We start from the raw sequence: 21,291 nt of genomic DNA on the forward strand, positions 1-21,291 counted from the left end.
AACTCCTTACACATGGCGTTTGTTGTGGCGTTACACCGTAAGCCTATGTTGTTGGCACACTTCGCGCGGATCATGAGGCACCATGGGGGAGTGAGCGACAACGTGACGAACCTGATTTCTGCCCCAGCTACCGCCCAGGTCGACGAGGACGACCTGATTGTTAACATGCGCGGCGTATCCGTTGTGCGCGATGGCCGAGCCATTCTGGCACCCATGGATTGGCAGGTGGAGCTGGACGAACGCTGGATTATCGTCGGCCCTAACGGGGCCGGCAAGACCACTTTGATGCGTCTGGCTTCGGCACAGATGTTTCCGACCACCGGCACCGTAAAACTGGTGGGTGAGCAGGTGGGTAAAGTCGACCTGCGCGAGCTGCGCACTGCCATCGGTATGAGCTCCTCGGCGTTGGCACAACGCGTGCCGGGTGAGGAGAAGGTCGCGGATATCGTCATCTCCGCCGGCTACGACGTACTCGGCCGCTGGCGCGAGGCTTATGACGAGTTGGACTATGACCGCGCTATCGAGATTTTGGAAAGCATCGGCGCCTATCACCTGGCCGAGCAAACCTGGTCCACGCTGAGTGAAGGCGAGCGCAAGCGCGTGCTCATTGCCCGGGCATTGATGAACGATCCGGAACTGCTGCTGCTGGACGAACCGGGTGCCGGCCTGGATTTAGGCGGTCGGGAGGATTTGGTGGCGCTTTTATCCGAACTAGCGGCGGACGCGGACTCCCCGGCAATTGTGATGATTACTCACCATGTGGAGGAAATCCCGCCGGGATTTACTCACGCGCTGCTGTTGGACGAGGGGGAAGTCGTCGCCCAGGGCATCCTGGAGGACGTGATGACCAGCGAGAACCTGACCCGCACCTTCCATCAACCAATTGAGGTCAAGTACGAACAAGGTCGCTGGTTTGCCCGCCGCAGCCGCCAACGCCGCGGCAGCCACCGCTCCCGGGAAGATCGGTAGACTCTGATTCATGTTGGAAAACCGTTTGGGCCCAGTGCAGCCACGCCACGCGTCAACGGTGATTCTGTTGCGCGATACGTTGTCAGGGATCGAGGTGTACGTCCAGGAACGTGCCTCGACCATGAAATTCTGCGCCGAGATGACGGTTTTCCCAGGCGGGGGCGTGGATTCCCGTGACATGCCAGGTGACGTAGACGGCGATGGTCACGAATCGCCAGCGATTAACTGGCAAGGTGCGGAGGTCAAGTGGTGGGCTAAGCGCCTGCAGAAGCCGGAATCCATGGCACGCGCCCTCGTCTGTGCCGCGGTGCGCGAAACCTTCGAAGAGTCCGGCACTCTGCTGGCGACGCACCGCGATGGTTCCCCTGTGGTTGACACCACCCCATTTCAGGCGGAGCGCAAGTTGCTGGAGAACCACCAGCTGAGTTTCTCGGACTTCATGAGCAACAATAACCTTGTTCTCCGCTCCGACCTTTTACGCCCCTGGGCGAACTGGGTTACCCCGGTTGAGCAGCCCATTCGCTATGACACGGCCTTCTTTGTCGCTGCCATGCCGGAGGGACAGCAGACTCGCGATGACACTCCTGAGGCCACTTCTACGGGATGGTTCCGCCCCTCCACGCTGTTGGACGGCTGGCGCTCCCGCAAAATTTCCCTGATGCCCCCGACATGGGCGCAGCTGAAATTGCTGGATACCTTCCGGACTGTCGAGGAAGTATTGGACTTCTCCTCGAATCTTTCTGTCGACCCCGTACTGGCTGAGCCTGTCGATGAGCCCTACATGGCCGAGTACTACCTGATGGAGCAGCAGATGTACGGCGCGCCCGCCCGCCAATTCGCGCCGGGTATGAAGTTCGCCGTGGATCCTGCCGAGCTTCCCGCTAACCCCTTCGCTAGCCGCCCGGACTCCTACGAGCAGTAGGCCCCGCACAACTATGGCCTTTACTGCATCTGAACTGGACTTTTTACTTGCCGACTCTGCCGCTGGCTCGCTCTTTATTAATGACGCCACCACGTATCAGCTGACCAAGAAATCCCTCGTGCAGGACCTTTCCCACCTGCGCAAGACATATGGTGAGCACGCCCGCGCCCTCGTCGAACTCGTGCAGGCTCGCCGTGCCGACAAGCTGCCGCAAAGCTGGTTGATGGATAGTGAATCCACTCAGCAGGCCACCCCGCCCGTAGTGGCCGCGTGGCGCGCAGAGGTCTTGAAGAACGCCGGGGTGGGCAATGCCGTGGATGTCACTTGCAGTATCGGCACCGAGTTGCAAGCGCTTGCCCAAGCCGGGTTGCAGGTACTGGGTGGAGATCTGGACCACCAACGCCTCCGCATGGCTCGCTTCAATGTGCCAGAGGTTCCCGTGGTGCGAATGGATGCACTACGCCCAGCTTGTACGAGAGCCGTGACCTCCGGTGTAGTCGTAGCCGACCCGGCCCGACGCAATTCTTCGGGACGGGTGACGAAGTTGGAAGACCTACAGCCACCGCTGCCGGAGCTCACGGAGCGGTACGAAAATTTAGTGGTCAAATGCGCGCCCGGAATTGACTACTCTGAGTTCGACGGCCATGTGGAGGTCGTGTCAGTCGATGGAGGAGTAAAGGAAACGTGCCTTTATACTCCCGGCATAGTCGGGCGGGGACGCCGCGCGGTGGTGATGCGGGCGTCAACAGTTAAAGAGACAATTAGCTGTGACGAGCCTGAAACGGATTGTGTGAGTGGGGTGGGGCGCTACATTGTGGATCCCGATGGAGCCATAGTGCGCGCCGGGTTGGTACGGCATTATGCTGCGCGGCACGGCCTATGGCAGCTTGACCCGCATATCGCTTATCTCAGCGGGGATCAGGTGCCTGCCGGGGAGCGCGGTTTTGAGGTTCTAGAGGAAGTTCCGCTGAAGAAGGCCCGCACTGCATTGGTGGGGCTGGGGGCAAAGAATGTGGAGATTCTTGTGCGGGGTGTGGACGTGGATCCGGATGAGCTGCGCAAAAAATGGAAGCTGAAAAAGGGGAGTAATGAAATGTATTCCGTCATCGTGACGCGACTGGGGGAGGGTGCCGCCGCGAAGGCTATGGCCTATGTGTGTCGCCCGTGTCAGGGGGCGCGGGGGTAGTTCTAAAACAATATAGGAAAGTTGTGGCGGTGATCACCTAGTGGTAGGTACTATGGTGCCAAATCACAATACCCAAGCAGGAAGGTCAACGAATGTCGAACATCGTTGTTCTGGTTAAGCAGGTGCCGGACACCTACTCCGAGCGCAAGCTCACCGACGATGACTTCACCCTCGACCGCGACAGCGCAGACGCTGTCCTGGACGAAATCAACGAAAACGCTGTTGAGGCTGCGCTGCAGCTGAAGGAAGCTGACAGCTCCCGCAACGTCATCGTCCTGTCTGTCGGCCCGGAGCGCGCAACCGAGGCGCTGCGTAAGGCTCTGTCCCTGGGCTGCGACGAGGCCAAGCTGGTTGTCGACGACAACCTGGCCGGCTCCGATGCACTGGGCACGGCATGGACCCTGTCCAACGCTCTGAACCAGATCGAGGACATCGAGCTGATCATCACCGGTAACGCCTCCACCGATGGCGGCGCTGGCTCCGTTCCGGGTCTGCTGGCTGAGTACCGCCAGATCCCGGCTCTGACTCACATGGAGGAGCTAAACGTAGAGGGTGGCAAGGTCACCGGTAAGCGCGTTACCGAAGAGGGCGTTTTCGGTCTGGAGGCTCCGACCCCGGCCATCGTCTCTGTGACTGAGAAGTCCAACACCCCGCGCTTCGCTGCCTTCAAGGGCATCATGGCTGCTAAGAAGAAGACCATCGAAGAGCTGTCTTTGGAAGAGATCGGCGTGGACGCTGCAAACGTTGGTCTGGCAAACGCCACCACCTCCGTTTCTGCTTCCACCCCGAAGCCGCCGAAGTCGGCTGGTGAGATCATCAACGACGAGGGCGACGGCGGCAAGAAGCTGGTCGAGTTCCTGGTCAAGGAAAAGCTGGTTTAAGGGAAGTAGGGATTTAAGGACATGACCAACGTACTAGTACTGGTTGAGCACGGTGAGGGTCAGCTGAAGAACTCCACCGTCGAGCTGATCACCGCTGCACGCGTGTTCGGCACCGTCGGCGCCGTCGTCGTGGGCGCTCCCGGAACCACCGAGAAGCTGCAGGGCGCACTGGCTGAGGCTGGCGCAGAGAACATCTACGCCGCTGAGTCCGATCAGGCAGAGTCCCTGCTGATCACCCCTGAGGTTGACGCACTGTCCGGCCTGGCAGCCCAGCTGCAGGTTCCGGTTCTTGTTTCCGCTACCGCTACCGGCAACGAGGTTGCTGGCCGCGTCGGCGCTCGCGTCGCTTCCGGTGTTCTGTACAACACCAACAACATCACCGCGGAGAAGACCGCTGAAATCAGCATCTTCGGTGGCGCTTACACCGTTACCGCTTCCGCCGCTGGCGCATCCCCGGTCTTCACCCTGGCTCCGGGCTCCCTGGATCCGGAGCCGCAGGCTGCCGCTGGCAACGTCCAGCAGGTAGAGCTGCCGGGCGCTGGCCCGACCGCTGTCACCATCACCTCCTTCGCTCCGGCAGAGCAGGGTGACCGCCCGGACCTGACCGAGGCCAACATCGTGGTCTCCGGTGGTCGTGGCGTGGGTGGCCCGGAGGGCTTCGCCGACGTTGTCGAGCCACTGGCCGACGTCATGGGCGCTGCTGTTGGTGCTTCCCGTGCAGCTGTGGACGCCGACTACTACCCGGGCAAGTTCCAGGTCGGCCAGACCGGTGTTACCGTCTCCCCGAACCTGTACATCGCACTGGGTATCTCCGGCGCTATCCAGCACAAGGCTGGTATGCAGACCTCCAAGACCATCGTTGCTGTGAACAAGGACGAAGAGGCTTCCATCTTCGAAATCGCAGACTTCGGTGTTGTGGGCGACCTGTTCAACGTTGCCCCGCAGGCTACCGAGGAGCTGAAGAACCGCAAGTAGTTCTTCGGCCTAGGTGTTGAAAGCCGCCCCCCTCGGCGGCTGCATCAAACCGGCGCCCTTCCGCCAAGCTTTCACGCTGGCGGGGAGGGCGCCGGTTTTTTATTTGTCGTGCAGGCTAAATGTCCTGCTGCCGGATATAGTCCTCCATATACGGCAGCGTGAAGCGTACGACCCCAAAGCCGGCCGGTTCAATGAGATCGCGGGTAATGAGCCGGCTGCGCCAAGTGGAAAGTCCCCGCGGTTCCACGCCGAGGCGGGAGGCGATGTCGCCGGTCTTGACGCCCCTTTCGTCGGCACAAATCGCAGCCATCGCGCGGAGGAAGTTCATTTCGCCCTCCGGCAGGCGGCTCAGCGCGGGGCGGTGCACGTGGCTGGTCATGCGGTCGATCGCCCGCTGGGAGGCAGTTTCCACGTGTGCGGCCTCGATGGTGTTTGACCCGTCGATTCCCGCGGCAGCCCACGACAGTGCGCCCACCACCTGAATGAGGTAGGGGTATCCGCGGCAAATGTCAGTGGCGCGGCCTAGGGCGTCATCACTAAAAGGGCGACCAGAGTCCGCAGCGGTGATGGCGAGAGTCTTGGAAACCTCCTCGGTCGGCACAGCGTGGAGATCCACGCGGAAGGCGCGGCGCAAGAACGTGGTGCCCTCGTGCTGCAGCAGGGTGTCCACGCCGTGGGGGAGTCCCGCGCAGACGAAGGCGATATCGCGCTCGTCACGCATGAGGTCCTGGACTGCCGTGGCTAGGCGGTGGAGCTGGTCGAGGTCGGCGGACTGCAACTCGTCGAGGGTGATGAGGATGCCAGCGCCCGTGATGGCGCCGGAGAGCTCGCGTAGACGGGTGATGAGTGTGGGCACACTGCGGAGCTCCTCGGCTCGCGAGTGAACCTCCGTGCGAAAGCTGCCTACGCCGGTGAGGGAGGCGCCGGAGAGTTTGCGCTCTGGGGGTTGCTCGATGTTGGCGATAGCGGTGGGGATGGTTGTCTCGACCAACTCGGAGATCATGTCGCTGTTGGGGTAGGCGCGCAAGATGATCCAGCCTTGTGTGCGGGCTTTGTCCTCGATCTCGTTGAGTAGCACTGTCTTGCCCACGCCACGCAGACCGCTGGCCAGGATTGTGCGATGCGGGGAGCCGGGCCCTTCGGCTAGGCTGAGTTCGAAATCCTGTAGCAGCTCCGCCCTGCCTGCCAAGTAATATGGCGATGTGCCGAAACTGGGGCGGAAGGGGTTGCGCTGGCTGGGTGTGGGCGTCTGATGTGGGTGCTCGGACATGCCTCATAGCATAGCGCCACCCTGGTGGATTGTGTTAGATCCGTTAGATCTTGGCGGTCTTGTTAGAAGTGTTAGATCCCGGTTTAATTGTTAGATCTTTGAAGTGAAAGAAAAACCAGGATCTAGCTCCCATGACCCTGAAGCATCCGAATTCGAGAAACAAGTAGGGTAGGGGCGTGAACGAGACAAACCACGCAGCGAGCGCGCAAGGGCGCCTGTATGTGGACAACGCAGCATCCCAGGCCTTGCGCCCCGAAGCGCAGGAGGCGATGGAGCGAGCCGCAAGTCTGCTGAACCCTGCAGGCCAGTACAAGACCGGCCGCGAAGCCCGCCGCAGCCTTGAGGAAGCCCGCGAACAGATCGCAGAACTCCTCGGCGCGGATGCAGCAGAGGTAATCTTCACCGGCTCCGGCACGGAGGCGGATAATATCGCCATTCAAGGGCTCGCATTTGGCTCGAAGGCTCATCGGGGTGCGCACGTTATCGCCAGCTCCGACATCGAGCACCCCGCCGTAGTCGAGTCCGTCGACTGGCTTACCATGGGGCCGCTCGATCTGAGCTTTGACCGTGCCGTTCTTCCTGTGGACGCCACCGGTCGCGTCCGCGCCGAAGAGTGGATAGCCGGTCTAGAAGGCGGCGCGGACACACCTAGCGACCTGGCGCTGTTGACTTGCATGTGGGCCAACAATGAAACCGGCGCGATCCAGCCGGTGCAACAACTGGCGGAGTTCGCCCGGGAGCACAACGTTCCCTTCCACACCGACGCAGTGCAGGCAATCGGCCACCTGCCAGTCGACTTTCATGCCCTCGGTGCCACCACACTGGCCGCAAGCGCCCACAAGTTCGGCGGCCCAAAGAACACCGGTTTGCTGCTTGCCCGCCGAGATGCGGACATCCTGAGCCCCGTGCGTGGAGGCGGACAGGAGCGAAAGCTCCGTTCCGGCACTGTGAACGTCCAGGGTGCGGTGGGATGTGCGGCCGCGCTGGCGTCATCAATAAAGGAACTAGACCAAGCAACCGCCAGAATGCGCATCGCGCGCGAGACGCTCCGGGCGGCGGCGCAGGAGATCGACGGAGTACGGATCTGGACGCCTGAGGACGGCGCGCTGCCCGGGCACCTGCACATGAGCTTCCCTGGCGCCGAGGGCGACTCGCTGATCATGCTTTTGGACGCCGCCGGGGTGGACGCCTCGACGGGCTCGGCATGCAGCGCCGGGGTGAACCGCGCCAGCCACGTGCTCACTGCCATGGGAGTTCCCGTAGATGTGGCCCGAGGCGCGCTGCGACTCACCATCGGTGCGGACATCGCCGATGAGCAAGTCGAATACCTGGCAGGAATCTTGCCGCGCGTGGTCGAACAGGCGCGTGCCGCTGGAATGGCCTAACCGGAATGGCCTAATCCACCGGAACGCGAGTAGGGTGCCACTCATGCGAGTAGTAGCAGCAATGAGTGGCGGTGTAGATTCCGCCGTGGCAGCGTCCCGAGCGCTCGAAGCCGGGCACGAAGTGATCGGTGTGCACCTGGCGCTTTCCCAATCTCCGGAGGCCGTGCGGGCCGGTTCGCGCGGATGCTGCTCCCTGGAAGATTCCGCGGATGCGCGTCGCGTGGCAGACAAACTGGGGATTCCGTTCTACGTGTGGGACTTCTCCGACCGCTTCAAGGCGGACGTGATCGACGACTTCGTAGATTCCTACGCTATTGGCGAAACCCCGAACCCGTGCCTGCGCTGTAACGAGAAGATCAAGTTTGAGGCACTGCTGGATCGCTCCATCGCACTGGGCTTCGATGCCGTGGTAACCGGCCACTATGCCCGCTTGCACGATGGCGTGATGCGCCGCGGAGTGGATCCCAACAAAGACCAGTCCTACGTCCTAGGCGTGCTGACCGACGAGCAATTAGCGCATTGCATGTTCCCGGTTGGAGACACAATTAAGCCGGAGATCCGCGAGGAGGCGAAAAGCCATGGCTTCGGCGTGGCCTCCAAGCCAGATTCCCACGACATCTGCTTCATCCCCGACGGGCAAACGCAGGCCTTCTTGGGCAAAAAGATCGGCCTGCGGCCGGGGCTAATGAAGGATCAGGACGGTTCCACCGTCGCCGAACACGAGGGCGTATACGGATTCACCATCGGCCAGCGCAAGGGGCTGGGGCTGCCACGCGAAGGCCTGGATGGAAAGCCGCGCTATGTAACGGATATTGACGCTGCCACGGGCACCGTAACCGTCGGTCAGCGTGACGACCTACGCATCGGCGGGATCACGGCAGATCGTCTGAAGCGCCTGGACCCTTCCGTACACGGTCGCGAGTTTGAGTGCGAGGTGCAGGTTCGTGCGCATGGAGGGGTAGTGCCCGCCACCGCACGACTGGTCGACGACCCGGAGGGGATCACGCCGGCAGGGCGCGTCAAGAAGGACGGCGAGAGCCCATGGCGCCTGGAGCTAGAACTGCATGAGCCACTGCAGGGCGTGGCGCGCGGGCAGGCGGCAGTGGTCTACCAGCCGGATGCAGATGGTGACATCCTATTGGGCAGCGGCACCATTCGTGCCACCACGCCGTGGAGCAGCGCAGGTGCGGCGGATACAGCTCCTGTTGAGTCTGCAGCGCCTGCAGCAGAGGCGTAGCGCGAACTATGGCAGATGACGCAACACAACCCGAGCCCATGGGGCGCCTGGGTTGGTGGGAAAACACCGTCACGGACCACGCGGATCTGCGCGCCGCCGCCCAATCCGCACTCACCCGCACGTGCGACGTGGATGAGGATACGGGCGTGCCGCCCACCCTGTCGCTTCCGCGGTGCGGACGGGCAGGGGATCTCACGGCGCTGTCTGCCAGCTTTGCTCAGCTGCCGATTCGCGCGAACCCGCGCGGCTGGGAGCTGACTGCCCACCCTAGCCTCGAGTCTCGCCGCATGGACGGCTGGGTGCGGGAGGCCTCGGACATTGCCGAGGAGTTGCTTGCGGGGAAAACCGAGCGGCTGATGCTGCACGTCACTGGTCCGTGGACGTTTGGCGCGGACGTGGAGTTCCGCGGCCATCCAGTGCTGCGCGACCGTCCGGCGTTTAAAGACTGCGCGTTGCACCTGGGCTTTGGTGCGGAACAGATCACCCGCACACTGTCGGCCACGCTTGGCTGCGAGGTGATTGTAGCCCTGCACGAGCCACGCGTCTGCGAAGTCATGGGTGGCTTGCCCGGAGCCACGCGTTTCGAGACCATTCCCGCCGTCGACCGCGAGTTCATCTATGGAGTGTGGCAGCGCTTCCAACAGCAGGTTGGGTGCCCCGTGGTGTTGGACACGGACTCTTTTATCGACGACGCCCTCTCGCACGCGCCCGGCTTCCACCGCATCGTGGTACCGGTGGATCAGTTGCTTACGACTGGGGGAAAGGATCTGGTCGGCGGGATGCTCGGGCGTGGTCAGGGGATCGGTTGGGCAGTGTCGCCGACGGGCACGCCGGGGACTGGCTCGGATGCGGCAGAGGAAGCCGCCGGGGCGATCGCCCGTGCCGTGTTGCGTCAGTGGGAGCAATGGACACTTCCCGCCGATCAACTGCCGAATTTGGTGGACATTGTGGTGCCCGAGGGGAAGCGTACAGCGGCGCAGGCCTCCGTGGCCGCCGCCCGCGCCCGCCACGCAGCGGCATTGCTCTGGCGTAACTGATGCCGCGCTAGATGTACGGACCGGAGACGTTGATCGATGGGACCGGCATCAGCCGACCATGTGCAGGGCGATTGATTCCTTGACCTGTTCGATGAACGCCCGAGACGCGGGGCTCGGATTGAAAGAGCCCCACGCGACGTACTCGGCCCGGCAGGGGCCATCGGCCACGGGAACTGCTCGCAGCGCTGGGTTAGCCGGCACACATTCGACGGGCAGCAGGCAGACGCCCAACCCACGTTCGACGAGGGCGAGCATGAACTCGGTCGACATCGCCTCGAAGCCCACGCGGCGCTGAAGGCCTGCGGCAGCGAATGCCCGATCGCCTTGGAGTCTGCCTGGTGACCCGGCCGGGAAGTCGATGAACGTCTCGTCGACCAAGTCAGCCAGGGCCAGGGTACCCGTGTGCGCTAGCCGGTGTTGTGACGCCATGACGGCGACGAGACGCCCTCGGGCGATCTCGTGCGCGGTGAGTCCGGACGCTGGGGCGACGTCGGCGTCCACGCCGAGAAAGGCCACGTCGAGTCTTCCGCTGCCGAGGTCGCGCATGAACTCATTGCTTCCCCCGCCCCGCACGGTGAGGTCCACGTGGGGATGGCTGGCGTGGAAGGCCGCGATGATGTCGGGCACGCTGACGGCTGTGACCGTCGGGATGACACCTACCGATAGGCTTCCGCGGACCTGGCCCACGGCCTCGGCAGCGACCGCCACGGCACGGTCGGCGGCTGCGAGGCTGGCGCGTGCTTCCGTGAGGAAGGCTTCGCCGGCGGCGGTCAGCTCCACCCGACGGGATGAGCGCACGAACAGTGCCGTGCCGAGTTCCTGTTCGAGGGCCTTGATCTGGTGGCTCAGTGCTGATTGCACGACGAAGCAGCGTTCTGCTGCTCGCGTGAAGTTGCGCTCCTCGGCGATCGCCACGACGTACCTGAGCTGTTGGAGTTCCACTAAACCATGATTGTAGGTCATTGTTTGGGTGAGAACAATGTGTTGGACTCAACGCTGGTGGGCGACTGACAATGGATCTGTGAACACTTCTTCCCATGGGGCCCGCAGTTCGTTGCTGTGGACCTGTCTGACGGCGCTGGCCCCCGCTACGTGGGGGACAACGTACATCGTGACCACCCACCTCCTCCCAGCCGGACACCCCTTGTTCGCCGCGTTCATGAGGACGCTGCCGGCAGGGATCATCGCGGTGGGCCTGTCGAGGAAGCTGCCGCGCGGCTCGTGGTGGTGGAAGAGCTTCGTGTTGGGCGGTCTGAACATGGCCGCGTTCTTCCCCCTGCTGTTCTTGTCGGCGCAGCGTCTTCCGGGCGGGGTCGCGGCCACGCTGGGTGCGGTGCAGCCCATCATCGTTGTCCTGCTGGCCGTGGCTGTCCTCCACGAGCAACTCTCCGGCTGGCGCCTGGGGTGGGGTGTCGTGGGTGTCGTGGGGGTGGCTCTCGTGGTTCTTGGGCCGAGCGCCGCCCTGGACCCGGTGGGTGTGGCTGCAGGACTCGGTGGCACAGGGGCCATGGCCACGGGCGTGGTTCTGACCAAGAAGTGGAAGCTCCCCCAAGGTGTCTCGCCCATCGCATTGGCCGGTTGGCAGCTGACGGCCGCCGGCCTTCTGCTGGCGATCCCGGCGCTGCTGGTGGAGGGGCCACCGGCAGTGATTTCCGGTCGTGGCTGGCTTGGGTACGCCTGGCTCGGCCTGGTCGGGGCACTGGTCTCTTACAGCCTCTGGTTCACCGGCATCCGACGCCTGCCCGTCACGTCCACAGCCCTCCTGGGGCTTCTCTCGCCGTTGGTCGCCGCTCTGCTCGGCGTCCTGATCGCGCACGAACACCTCGGAGCCGAGCAGTACCTCGGCTTCGCGATCGCCCTGGCCGCCATGGTCTGTGGCCAGCTTCCCGCACCCACCCATCGTCGAAAGGACAATTCATGAACATCACGGTTCTCGGAGCTACCGGCATGGCCGGCGCAGCGATCGCGCAGGAGGCCACACGCCGCGGCCACCACGTCACTGCCGTATCGCGGAACCCACAGGAGACCAACGACCCGCATACCACCGTCACTCGTCTCGATCTGACAGACCTCGAGGCACCCCTGCAGCCCGTCCTGAACGACGCAGACGCCGTCGTGCTCGCCGTGCGCATGGCCCCCGGCGACGAAAGCCGTGTGGCTCCGCTGACCAGCCGTGTCCTCGACCACGCCGCCGTCGCGGGGGTCCGGGTCTTGGTCGTGGGAGGAGCAGCGCCCTTGCGTTCACCTCACGATCGAGAGATGCTCGTCCTGGACGACCCCGCCTTCGTGCCGACCCAGTGGCGTGACGTCGCGTTGGCCAGCCTCGACCAGTTCAACGCGTGTACCGAACATCCGAACCAGAACTGGATCTACCTGAGTCCGTCGGCAGTCTTCGAGCCCGGACAGGGAACCGGCGCCTATCGCCGTAGCGGTGACACGCTCCTCATCAACCACGATGGCACGTCGCGGATCACCCCTGCGGACCTGGCCCTAGCGGTGCTCGACGAGCTCGAGCAGCCCAGCGCCGTACATCACTTCACCGCCATCGAGCTGGCAAAGGGTCTGGCTTAGGGCCAGCGGTCCACAGAGGAATCCACGCTAACAACCGTGAGGGGGTCGAGCTATCGGCCCCCTCCGTCTATTCCAAGGGGACGCTCTTGCTCCACGCCAACGCAGCACTGACCCCGCGCCACCGCTTGATCGTCGGCCAGCTCGTGGTCGACCAGGGCTGGCCGATCAGCGAGGTCGCCGCCCGGTTCCAGGTTTCCTGGCCCACTGTGAAGCGCTGGGCCGACCGCTATCGCGCCGGCCAGTCGATGCAGGACCGCTCGTCACGGCCGCATCACTCGCCGAACAAGACCAACGCGAAGACGACGAAGCGCTGCATCCAGCTCCGTCTCCGTCTTCGAGAAGGACCCGTGCAGCTCGCTTGCCGGCTGAGGATCGCTCCGTCGACGGTTCACCGGATCCTCGTCGACGCGCACCTGAACCGGCTTTCGCATGTCGACCGGGCAACCGGGGAGCCGGTCCGCCGCTACGAGCACGACCAACCCGGGGCGATGCTGCACGTCGACGTGAAGAAGCTCGGCAACATCCCCGACGGCGGCGGCTGGCGCTACGTCGGCCGCCAGCAGGGCGAGAAGAACCGCGCCGCCACCCCGGGCAAGCCCAAGAACAAGTACAGCGACCCGTTGATGGGCAAGGCCTACGTCCACACCGTCATCGACGACCATTCCCGCGTCGCCTACGCCGAGATCCACGACGACGAAACCGCCCTCACCGCCACCGCGGTCCTCGTTCGGGCCGTCGAGTGGTTCAACGCACGCGGGGTGACCGTTGAGCGGGTCCTGTCCGACAACGGCGGCGCGTACCGCTCACACCTGTGGCGAGACACCTGCCACGAGCTCGGCATCCGGCACAAGCGCACCAGGCCCTATCGGCCGCAGACCAACGGGAAGATCGAACGCTTCCACCGCACCCTGGCCGACGGCTGGGCCTACGCCCGCTGCTACACCAGCGAGACCGAACGCCGCGGAGAACTCGACGGCTGGCTGCCCTACTACAACCACCACCGGCCCCACACCGCTTGCGGGAACCAGCCGCCCTTCTCACGCTTGACCAACGTACCCGGTCAGTACAGCTAGAACTCTTCGTAGACTGCCGGATCCTGGTTCTTCCGGCGCCCATCAGGACGTCCCAGCGCGGTAATGGCCTCGATCTCCTCATCACTAAGGGAGATGTCCAACGAGTCGAGGTTCTCGCGTTGCCGATCCGCCGAGGAGGCCTTCGGGATTGCCAGCACCCCGCGGCCACGGTGCCAGGCCAAAACGACCTGTCCGGCAGTTGCGGAGTGGGCGTCCGCAATATCAGCAATGACTGGCTCCTCCAAGACCGCGCCGCGCAGCAGCGGCGACCAGGCCTGCGTGACTATGCCCAGCTCGCGGTGTACCGCAACGGCCTCGGCCTGCGGGAAGTGCGGGTGTAGTTCGATCTGGTTGACCACCGGGTATTCACCCGTGGCCGCGTGCACGGCCTCCAAGTGTTCGGGCAGGAAATTGCACACGCCGACGTGCCGGATAAGCCCGCGTTCGCGCAGCTCCAGCAGCGTTTCAAAGGCCTCGACGTAGTGCCCCTGGCGCGGGTTCGGCCAGTGGATCAGGTGCAGGTCGATGCGGTCTAGCCCCAAGCGAAACAGGGATTCCTCGACAGCGGCGACAGCGTCGTCATGCCGCTGGTAACGTCCAGGCAGCTTGGAGGTGACGATCACATCGTCGCGGGAGATAGCGGGCGCGGAGGCATCGGCGCCGGTCGCTGCGCGGATGCCCGCGCCAACTGCGCCTTCGTTCTCATAATTGTAGGCCGTGTCGATCAATCGATAGCCTGTGCGGATGCCCGCTGCCACGGAGTCCGCGCCGGCCTGGCCCTGCATCTTGTACGTACCCAGCCCGATTTCTGGAAGGGATAGTGCTGACTTCTTAGTCATCGTTTCCTCACTTTCGACTCTGTACACTCAACTCTTTTGATGCCCCGCTGATAACTGATGGCCTGTTAGCTGCCCGCGTTACCCGGAGCGCCGCTGTCCAGAAGCTTCTTGAAACCATCCTCGTCCAGCACCGGTACCCCCAGATCCTGCGCCTTCGTCAGCTTCGAGCCAGCCTTTTCTCCCGCAACCAGGAAGTCAGTCTTCTTTGATACGCTGCCCGCCGCCTTACCGCCGCGTGCCTCGATGGCCTCCTTCGCCGCCGTGCGATCGAAATCCTCCAGCGATCCGGTGACCACGATCGTCAGACCCTCCAGGAGCGCCGCATTCATGCCTTCGGCTGCGCCGGACGCATCCGCGGCCTCCTGGTGCATCCGCACACCCGCGGCGGCCCAGCGCTCCACAATGCGCTGGTGCCAATCCACGGAGAACCACGCGGAAATGGATTCAGCGATCGTCTCACCAACCCCGTCGATCCCGGCCATGTCCTCCACCGTGGCTGTGGAAATATCCTCCACGGAAGCGAACTGCTTAGCCAGCGCCTTGGCTGCGGTGGGGCCGACGTGCCGGATCGACAGCGCGACCAGCACCCGCCATAGATCTGCCTCCTTCGCGGCCTGAAGCTTCTCCAACAAAGTCTCGCCGGACTTATTCAACTTCCCGGCTTTCGTTGCATAGGAACTGGTCTTTTCCAGATCCTCCGGGCTCAAGTCGAACAGCTCCGACTCATCCGCCAGCACGCCGGAGTGGATCAGATCGTAGGCGCCCTTTTCCCCCAAAGCGTCGATATCAAACGCCTTGCGGGACGCCAGATACGTCAGCCGCGTATGCAACTGGCCAGGGCAGTATTGAGTGTTAGGGCAGCGCCAGTCGGCGTCACCAACCTTCGAGGGAGCCAACCGCGTGCCGCACTCGGGGCAGAACGTTGAGAACAGGAAAGGTCGCTCTGTACCCGTGCGCTTGTCCTCGACTGGGCCTAGCACCTCCGGGATGACTTCGCCGGCCTTGCGGATGGTGATGGTATCGCCGAGCATCACGCCCTTGCGGTGCGCTTCCGTCGGATTGTGCAGCGTGGCCATTGAGACCGTGGAGCCTGCAACGTACTTCGGCGCCATCACAGCATACGGGGTGGCGCGCCCAGTGCGACCAATGCCAACGCGGATGTTATGCAAAGTGGTCATGGCTTCTTCTGGCGGGTATTTGTAGGCGATCGCCCACCGCGGGGCACGGCTGGTGTGGCCCAGTTCCAACTGCTCGTCCAGGGAATCGACCTTGACGACCAACCCATCCATTTCGTGCGCCGCATCGTGCCGGTGGTTGCCCCAGTACTCAACTTGCTGCTGGACCTCCTTAGCGGAGTGGACCTGCTTGGTATAAGGGCTCACCGGCAGCCCCCACGCAGCGATCGCGCGGTATGCATCGTGCTGTGAAGCAGGGGAGAAGCCCTCGCGTGCACCGATCCCGTGGCAGATCAACTTCAGGGGACGCTTGGCCGTGTCCGCGGAATTCTTCTGCCGCATGGCACCGGCGGCGGCATTACGGGGATTCGCGAACATCTTTAGGCCCTCGGCCTGGCGCTGTGCGTTCATCGTGGCGAAGTCCTCGACGTCGATGAACACCTCGCCGCGAATCTCTACCAGTTCGGGGACGGGGAATTCATCGGTGCCGTGGAGAGTGTCCGGGATATCGTCGAGGGTGCGAGCGTTGTGAGTGATGTCCTCGCCCGTCGTACCATCGCCGCGGGTCAGCGCAAGCTCCAGCTTGCCGTTGATATACAGCAGATTTATCGACGCCCCGTCGATCTTCAACTCCGTCAGGTATGTCTTCGCGGGCGTACGCTCCAGCCAGCCGGCGAGTTGCTCAGTGTCGAAAACATTGTCCAAGCTGAGCATCGGCTCGCGGTGGTTTACGTTTCGAAACGGGCTGCTGGTGGGTGGCGCCGGAGCGACCTCTTCGGTCGGGGACGGCCCGGTGACGATTTCAGGATGCGCCTGCTCCAGGGCTTTGAGTTCCTGCAGCAGGGCGTCGAAGTCCGCGTCCGAGATTTCCGGATCGCCGTAGTAGTAGAGCTGCCGGTGGTGGCGCACCTGGTCAGCGAGTTCTTGCCAGCGGGAATGAGTACTCACCCCCGCTAGTCTACTTGCGGAATATTTACTTGCGGCGGACGGCGGTGAAGTAGACCGCCACGGCAGCGATCAGGATGATCGCCAGGATTGCCAGGCCGACGTACAGCACGGTGTTGCTCTGCGAGGTGTTCTCGATGTCCTTCGCCTGTGCGTCGGACTTGTCCTCGTTACCGGCGTTGGCGCTTTCGGCGCTTTCGCCACCGTTGTCGTTGTTTTCCTCGTTGCCGGCGGGCTCGAGGGTTGGCTCTGGTCCGGGCTCTAGGGGTTGACGCCATTCCGGTCCATCGACCTTGTTGCCTTCCAGGGCAGTGGACAGGCGGAACTCGATGTCCTTATCCTGCTTTCCGTTGTCGCTGTACCCCTCAAGGGTGACCATCACGTACCACTGGCCCGCATCCGAGGCTTCCTGATGGCTCACGTTTTCTTCGCGGTTGCGGTAGAAGACATAAGGCGTGTCTACGGCTCGTGCGGTGGTGGGGACATCTTTATCGAGCGTCTGCGTGGTCTCCTCCGATGTAACTTTTCGGCGGGGAGATGCCACGTAGATGTCTCCATTGCGGGAATCATCGGTCTGCTTCTTATCGAATTCCACTTCTGCGATGGGGCGCTGGCCCCAGTCGACGTTCATGCGATAGAACTTTGTTTCGCCTGGTACTAGGGTGTCGGATACAGTGCCCGGGGTGATTTCGGTGGCCTGGTTGTAGGACAGGCCGCCGGGGGTAGACTTCGGGTCAGTGTGTGGCACCTTGACCTTGTCCTTGTCGTCGCCCTCCGGGGTTTCGCGATCATTTTCCGGACCTGCCTCTGCGCCGTCGACCTGGGGTGGGAAACCAACCATGATCTCGACGGGCAGATCCCGATCAATGCCGGTGCCGGAATGGTTGAGTTTCACGCGATACTTCGTCGGATCACATCCGTCCTCCGGAGTGATGGTTACAGTTTCCGCCTCCGGTGGACCCGGCCAACTAGAGCCACTGTAGTAGCCAGAACCGCTGTCACTACAGGTTTCGTTCTTGTACTCGACGTCCACGTCGTAATAGATGTGGTCGCCACCCTCGAAGCCAATGGGCACCAGGTTTGCGGTGACCTGAGCTGTCTTTCCCTCCGGGATGCTCAGGCTGAACCACTTATCATCGCCGTCCTCGTTGCTGTCGCGTGCGGTGGGCAGGGTGCTTTGGTAGAGGCCTTCGCCTAGGTAGAAACCAGAGGTAGCGTCGTCGGATAGCTGGACGGGTGTGCCTGCGGACTCATATTCCCCGGCGACGCGTTGCGCGACGTCGCTGAGTGCTTCTTGGAGTGCATCCGTGTCGTCGGCAGAGGAATAGGTGCCGCCGGAGACCTCGGAGATACATTCGAGTTCCTTTTGCGCTTTGTTGTCGACTTTGAAGCCGACCGTGTGGATGGCTAGGTCGATGCCATCGCCAGCGATGTCTTTCGCTACTTCGCAGACTGGTGGTGGGGCACAAGTGTCGATGCCATCAGAGACGAGGATGATGTTGCGTGTTCCAGAGTCTCCGAGTTCGGCGGCTGCCTTCTTGATGGCGTTGCCGATGGGGGTGTAGCCCTTTGGAGCGAGTTCGTTGATCTTGCCTTCCAGATCCTCGGGCTTGTTCTTGCCTAGGGGCGCCAGCGTGGTGATGTCTTTGCAGCCCTTTTCGCGGTTGTCAGGAGCGTTGGATTCCTTGGAGCCGTAGGCGATGACGGTGGTTTCGGCTTTGTCGGCCAGAGTTTTCACCGTGTCGTTGGCAGCCTTCTTGGCTGCGTCCATGCGGGTTTCACCGTTGCCAGCATCTTTTTCGGCCATGGAGTCTGAGGCGTCGAGAACGACAGCGACCTTGCCATCGCCGTCGCCACCAGCGTTGCCGGAGTTTTCATTGTCTTCGGCGTTCGCGTTGACTGCGAGGATCGGCAGCAGCGCCATGATAGTGAGGAAAGCGAGCACCGCCGCAGCAAGCCGTCCTGTACCAGGCCTTTGTTTCACTTTTATCTGGTGAGCAGATTTAACTTCGTGCACGGGGAATCAGCGCCTTTCTGGTTTGGATATGCCGTTTAGTTGCTGGCTTAGCCTGAGAGAGTTTTTCCTTACGAGGGTGTGACGCTTCACGGCAACGCAATGTTCCCGATGCGTGGAAAGTTCCTGTGAGAAAGCTCCCAATCTGGGTAGAAATCTTAGGGAACATCGATAGATTCCGCAGGAAAAGGATTCTTTCCTTCGGGTGTTCAGGGGGTGTCCGGCGCTCGTTATAAAGTGGTCGACATGACTGCACCGCATTTTGATCCGGCACACATGTTGAGCTTTGACTTGGAAACCACCGGCGTAGATCCAAAGACAGCCCGCATCGTTACCAGCGCCCTGGTGACGATCAACGGCAAGGAAAGAAAAGACCTAGAGATGCTGGCTGATCCGGGCGTGGAGATTCCGCAGCAGGCTTCTGATGTGCATGGCATCACTACCGAATACGCCCGTGAGCACGGCGAAGACCACGGTGAAGTGCTGGCAAAAACCATCGAAGGAATTCGGGAGGCCTGGCGCGCCGGAGCCACATTGATCGTCTACAACGCCGCCTACGACCTCAGTGTGTTGCGGGCATTGGAGCCCAGCTTTACCGTCGACGGGCCAGTGTTCGACCCCTATGTTGTTGATAGGGCGAAGGATCAGTATCGCAAAGGCAAGCGCACCTTGGAGAGTGTGTGCGAACACTACGGTGTGAGTTTGGATAACGCTCACGAGGCGACGGCGGATGCGGTGGCCGCCGCCCGCGTGGCGTGGATGTTGGCGCGGAAATACCCCGAGCTGACACAAATGGCAGCAGATGAACTGATGCTCTCCCAGGCCACCTGGTTCTACGAGTCCCAGAAGGGGCTGCAGGAATGGTTCCAGAAGAAGGGCAGGGACGTGCCCGTCAACACCGCCTGGCCACTAGCGGAGTAGCGCCACCGGCGGCGTAGCGCTACTGGCGGAAAATTGCTACTGGCGGCGAACGGCGGTGAAGTAGACCGCCACAGCAGCGATCAGGATGATTGCCAGGATTCCGAGGCCAACGTACAGCACGGCGTTGCTCTGGGAACTGTTCTCGTTTCCGGAGCTGGCGTTATTGGCACTTTCGCCGCTATTGCTGTTGTTTTCGTTGCTTGTGGGCTCGAGGGTTGGCGCCGGACCGGGCTCTAGGGGTTGACGCCATTCCGGTCCATCGACCTTGTCGCCTTCCAGGGCGGTGGACAGGCGGAACTCGATTTCCTCGGACTGCATGCCGTTATCACTGCTTCCATCAAGCGAGACCATCACGTACCACTGGCCAGCTTCCTTGGCATCGCCTTGGGATGAGCTTCCTTCGCCATTGCGAAAGAAGACATAGGGCGTGCCTACTGCGCGGGCGGTAACTGGAAGATCCTCATCCAGTGATTCCGAAGACGAATATGACGTTTGAACACGTCGCGGAGAAGCGACAAAGATTTTTCCACTGCGGGAATCATCGGTCTGCTTCTTATCGAATTCCACCTCTGCGATGGGGCGCTGGCCCCAGTCGACGTTCATGCGGTAGAACTTTGTTTCGCCTGGAACCAGGGTGTCAGAAACGGTGCCTGGGGTGATCTCAGTCGCCTTGTCATAAGACAGGCCACCAGGGGTCGACTTCGGGTCAGTGTGTGGCACCTTGACCTTGTCCTTGTCATCGCCATCCGGGGTTTCTCGGTCGTTTTCCGGACCGGCTTCGGCACCGTCGACTAGAGGCGGGAAGCCGACGACAATTTCCACCGGGAGTTCGCCGTCAAAACTGCTACCCGCAGAGCTGATATTCACACGGTACTTCGTGGGGTCGCAGTCACCCTCCGGAACGATTGTTACACTTTCCGCCTCCGGTGGATCGGGCCAGCTATTTGAAGTGGAATAACCACTGACTTCGTCACTGCACGAGTCATTTTTATATCCCACCCGGGTGCCGTATGAGGCTGAATCGTCCTTAGCGGATCCCAGGGGAACAGCATTGACGGAGATCACAGCTTTCCTCCCTTGAGGGACGCTGATGTTGAACCACTTATCGTCACCATCATTTCCGCTGTTGCTGGAACCGGGCAAGGTGCTTTGGTACAAACCCTCGCCTAGGTAAAACGCGTCGGTGGCATCGTCGGATAGCTGGACGGGTGTACCTGCAGCTTCATAAACTCCGGCGACTCTGTTTTCGTCGTCGGCGTTCGCGTTAACGGCGAAGATCGGCAGCAGAGTAATGCCGGTGAGAAACGCGAACACTGCAGCAGCGAATCGCCAGGTTTGTGGAAGCTGATGGGTCTTTGCTTGAGGAGCCCGCACGAGGAACTAGCGCCTTTCTGGGTTTGTTGGTGTTCTATAGGGATGGGATGAAGCGTGGCCACGCAATGTTCCCAACGCGAAAAAGTTCTCCACTGCAAAGAATCAATGCTGCAAAGAAACAATGCTGTGGAGAATCAATGCTAGGGAGAACACTAGGGAACGATTCACCTTTTCGCAGGAATAAGCTTCTGCTTCGTACCCTCAGGGGGTACTGCTCGCTATAAAGCGGCTGACTTAGCTGCGCTGCACTGTGGTGCTGCACAGTGCTCCAGCAGCTCCAGCAACCATTTATTCGAACTTCCTTCTAAGAAAAGGCAGGTCAACACTGTCCGCCCGCTGGACGAAAATCCTCGGGGAAACCTATCGCTTTCTCTATTTGTTTCTTATCTTGGTGAAGTAGCACAATAAAGGTGTTGAGGTTAACTCCTGCGTGGTTTTTGTGACGCCCACACGGCTCCCACCGAGCCCCATGGCTGTTGCGGACTGACAAGGGGGAAAAGATCAGCACTTTCAAGAG

General features: G+C 61.9%; 18 protein-coding genes. 12 read left to right on the top strand and 6 right to left on the bottom strand.

Features of this window, described 5'->3' with window-relative positions:
- Positions 1-45: 45 nt before the first annotated feature.
- The 5 genes from ACUY2T_RS02955 to ACUY2T_RS02975 all read left to right on the top strand — a co-directional run bounded on the left by ACUY2T_RS02955 (position 46) and on the right by ACUY2T_RS02975 (position 4,933).
- Positions 46-969 (top strand): ABC transporter ATP-binding protein, encoded by a 924-nt coding sequence (locus ACUY2T_RS02955; RefSeq protein ID WP_448307602.1) that lies wholly within the window; start codon positions 46-48, stop codon positions 967-969.
- 10 nt (positions 970-979) lie between these two features.
- Entirely contained in the window at positions 980-1,891 is a 912-nt protein-coding gene (locus tag ACUY2T_RS02960) for an NUDIX hydrolase (RefSeq protein ID WP_448307511.1), read from the top strand.
- 13 nt (positions 1,892-1,904) lie between these two features.
- On the top strand, positions 1,905-3,077 hold the full coding sequence (locus ACUY2T_RS02965) for a THUMP-like domain-containing protein (RefSeq protein ID WP_448307512.1): 1,173 nt from the start codon (positions 1,905-1,907) through the stop codon (positions 3,075-3,077).
- Between the two features lie 92 nt (positions 3,078-3,169).
- Complete coding sequence (locus ACUY2T_RS02970; protein WP_293789825.1) at positions 3,170-3,958, top strand: electron transfer flavoprotein subunit beta/FixA family protein; 789 nt, start codon at positions 3,170-3,172, stop codon at positions 3,956-3,958.
- A gap of 21 nt (positions 3,959-3,979) precedes the next feature.
- The gene (locus ACUY2T_RS02975) at positions 3,980-4,933 is read left to right on the top strand and encodes an electron transfer flavoprotein subunit alpha/FixB family protein (protein WP_448307513.1); all 954 of its coding nucleotides are present in this window, start codon (positions 3,980-3,982) and stop codon (positions 4,931-4,933) included.
- A 115-nt stretch (positions 4,934-5,048) separates the two neighbouring features.
- On the opposite strand, the gene ACUY2T_RS02980 is transcribed toward ACUY2T_RS02975, so the two are convergent.
- Positions 5,049-6,203: an ATP-binding protein gene (locus ACUY2T_RS02980; protein ID WP_448307514.1), complete on the bottom strand. Its 1,155-nt coding sequence runs from the start codon at positions 6,201-6,203 to the stop codon at positions 5,049-5,051.
- 176 nt (positions 6,204-6,379) lie between these two features.
- Here ACUY2T_RS02980 and ACUY2T_RS02985 point away from each other — a divergent pair, with 176 nt between their 5' ends.
- The 3 genes from ACUY2T_RS02985 to ACUY2T_RS02995 are packed head-to-tail and all read left to right on the top strand — an operon-like array spanning position 6,380 to position 9,862.
- Positions 6,380-7,588, top strand: a complete 1,209-nt coding sequence (locus ACUY2T_RS02985; protein WP_448307515.1) for a cysteine desulfurase family protein — start codon at positions 6,380-6,382, stop codon at positions 7,586-7,588.
- A gap of 43 nt (positions 7,589-7,631) precedes the next feature.
- Complete coding sequence (gene mnmA / locus ACUY2T_RS02990) at positions 7,632-8,825, top strand: tRNA 2-thiouridine(34) synthase MnmA (protein WP_408925477.1); 1,194 nt, start codon at positions 7,632-7,634, stop codon at positions 8,823-8,825.
- A gap of 8 nt (positions 8,826-8,833) precedes the next feature.
- Positions 8,834-9,862: a hypothetical protein gene (locus ACUY2T_RS02995; protein ID WP_448307516.1), complete on the top strand. Its 1,029-nt coding sequence runs from the start codon at positions 8,834-8,836 to the stop codon at positions 9,860-9,862.
- A 48-nt stretch (positions 9,863-9,910) separates the two neighbouring features.
- On the opposite strand, the gene ACUY2T_RS03000 is transcribed toward ACUY2T_RS02995, so the two are convergent.
- Positions 9,911-10,825, bottom strand: coding sequence for a LysR family transcriptional regulator (locus ACUY2T_RS03000; RefSeq protein ID WP_293789837.1), 915 nt, complete (start codon positions 10,823-10,825; stop codon positions 9,911-9,913).
- Between the two features lie 16 nt (positions 10,826-10,841).
- Between ACUY2T_RS03000 and ACUY2T_RS03005 the strand changes: the two genes are divergently transcribed.
- The 3 genes from ACUY2T_RS03005 to ACUY2T_RS03015 all read left to right on the top strand — a co-directional run bounded on the left by ACUY2T_RS03005 (position 10,842) and on the right by ACUY2T_RS03015 (position 13,506).
- Entirely contained in the window at positions 10,842-11,783 is a 942-nt protein-coding gene (locus ACUY2T_RS03005) for an EamA family transporter (protein WP_448307603.1), read from the top strand.
- Positions 11,780-12,433: an NAD(P)-dependent oxidoreductase gene (locus tag ACUY2T_RS03010; protein WP_448307517.1), complete on the top strand. Its 654-nt coding sequence runs from the start codon at positions 11,780-11,782 to the stop codon at positions 12,431-12,433. Before ACUY2T_RS03005 ends, ACUY2T_RS03010 begins: the two co-directional genes overlap by 4 nt.
- An 86-nt stretch (positions 12,434-12,519) precedes the next feature.
- Positions 12,520-13,506, top strand: coding sequence for an IS481 family transposase (locus ACUY2T_RS03015; protein WP_448307518.1), 987 nt, complete (start codon positions 12,520-12,522; stop codon positions 13,504-13,506).
- Here ACUY2T_RS03015 and ACUY2T_RS03020 read toward each other — a convergent pair.
- From ACUY2T_RS03020 to ACUY2T_RS03030, 3 genes are all read right to left on the bottom strand, one after another.
- Positions 13,503-14,345 carry an aldo/keto reductase gene (locus ACUY2T_RS03020; protein ID WP_448307519.1) on the bottom strand — a complete coding sequence of 281 codons (843 nt, stop codon included), beginning with the start codon at positions 14,343-14,345 and terminating at the stop codon, positions 13,503-13,505. The genes ACUY2T_RS03015 and ACUY2T_RS03020 overlap by 4 nt on opposite strands.
- Positions 14,346-14,410: 65 nt before the next feature.
- Positions 14,411-16,468 carry an NAD-dependent DNA ligase LigA gene (gene ligA, locus ACUY2T_RS03025; protein ID WP_448307520.1) on the bottom strand — a complete coding sequence of 686 codons (2,058 nt, stop codon included), beginning with the start codon at positions 16,466-16,468 and terminating at the stop codon, positions 14,411-14,413.
- A 25-nt stretch (positions 16,469-16,493) separates the two neighbouring features.
- Positions 16,494-18,449 (bottom strand): vWA domain-containing protein, encoded by a 1,956-nt coding sequence (locus tag ACUY2T_RS03030; protein ID WP_448307521.1) that lies wholly within the window; start codon positions 18,447-18,449, stop codon positions 16,494-16,496.
- A 276-nt stretch (positions 18,450-18,725) separates the two neighbouring features.
- Here ACUY2T_RS03030 and ACUY2T_RS03035 point away from each other — a divergent pair, with 276 nt between their 5' ends.
- Positions 18,726-19,400, top strand: coding sequence for an exonuclease domain-containing protein (locus tag ACUY2T_RS03035; RefSeq protein ID WP_448307522.1), 675 nt, complete (start codon positions 18,726-18,728; stop codon positions 19,398-19,400).
- Between the two features lie 36 nt (positions 19,401-19,436).
- Here the strand turns inward: ACUY2T_RS03035 and ACUY2T_RS03040 are convergent, their stop codons facing one another.
- Complete coding sequence (locus ACUY2T_RS03040; protein WP_448307523.1) at positions 19,437-20,774, bottom strand: hypothetical protein; 1,338 nt, start codon at positions 20,772-20,774, stop codon at positions 19,437-19,439.
- Positions 20,775-21,291: the final 517 nt, after the last annotated feature.

This window comes from Corynebacterium sp. 22-2729, assembly GCF_053479475.1.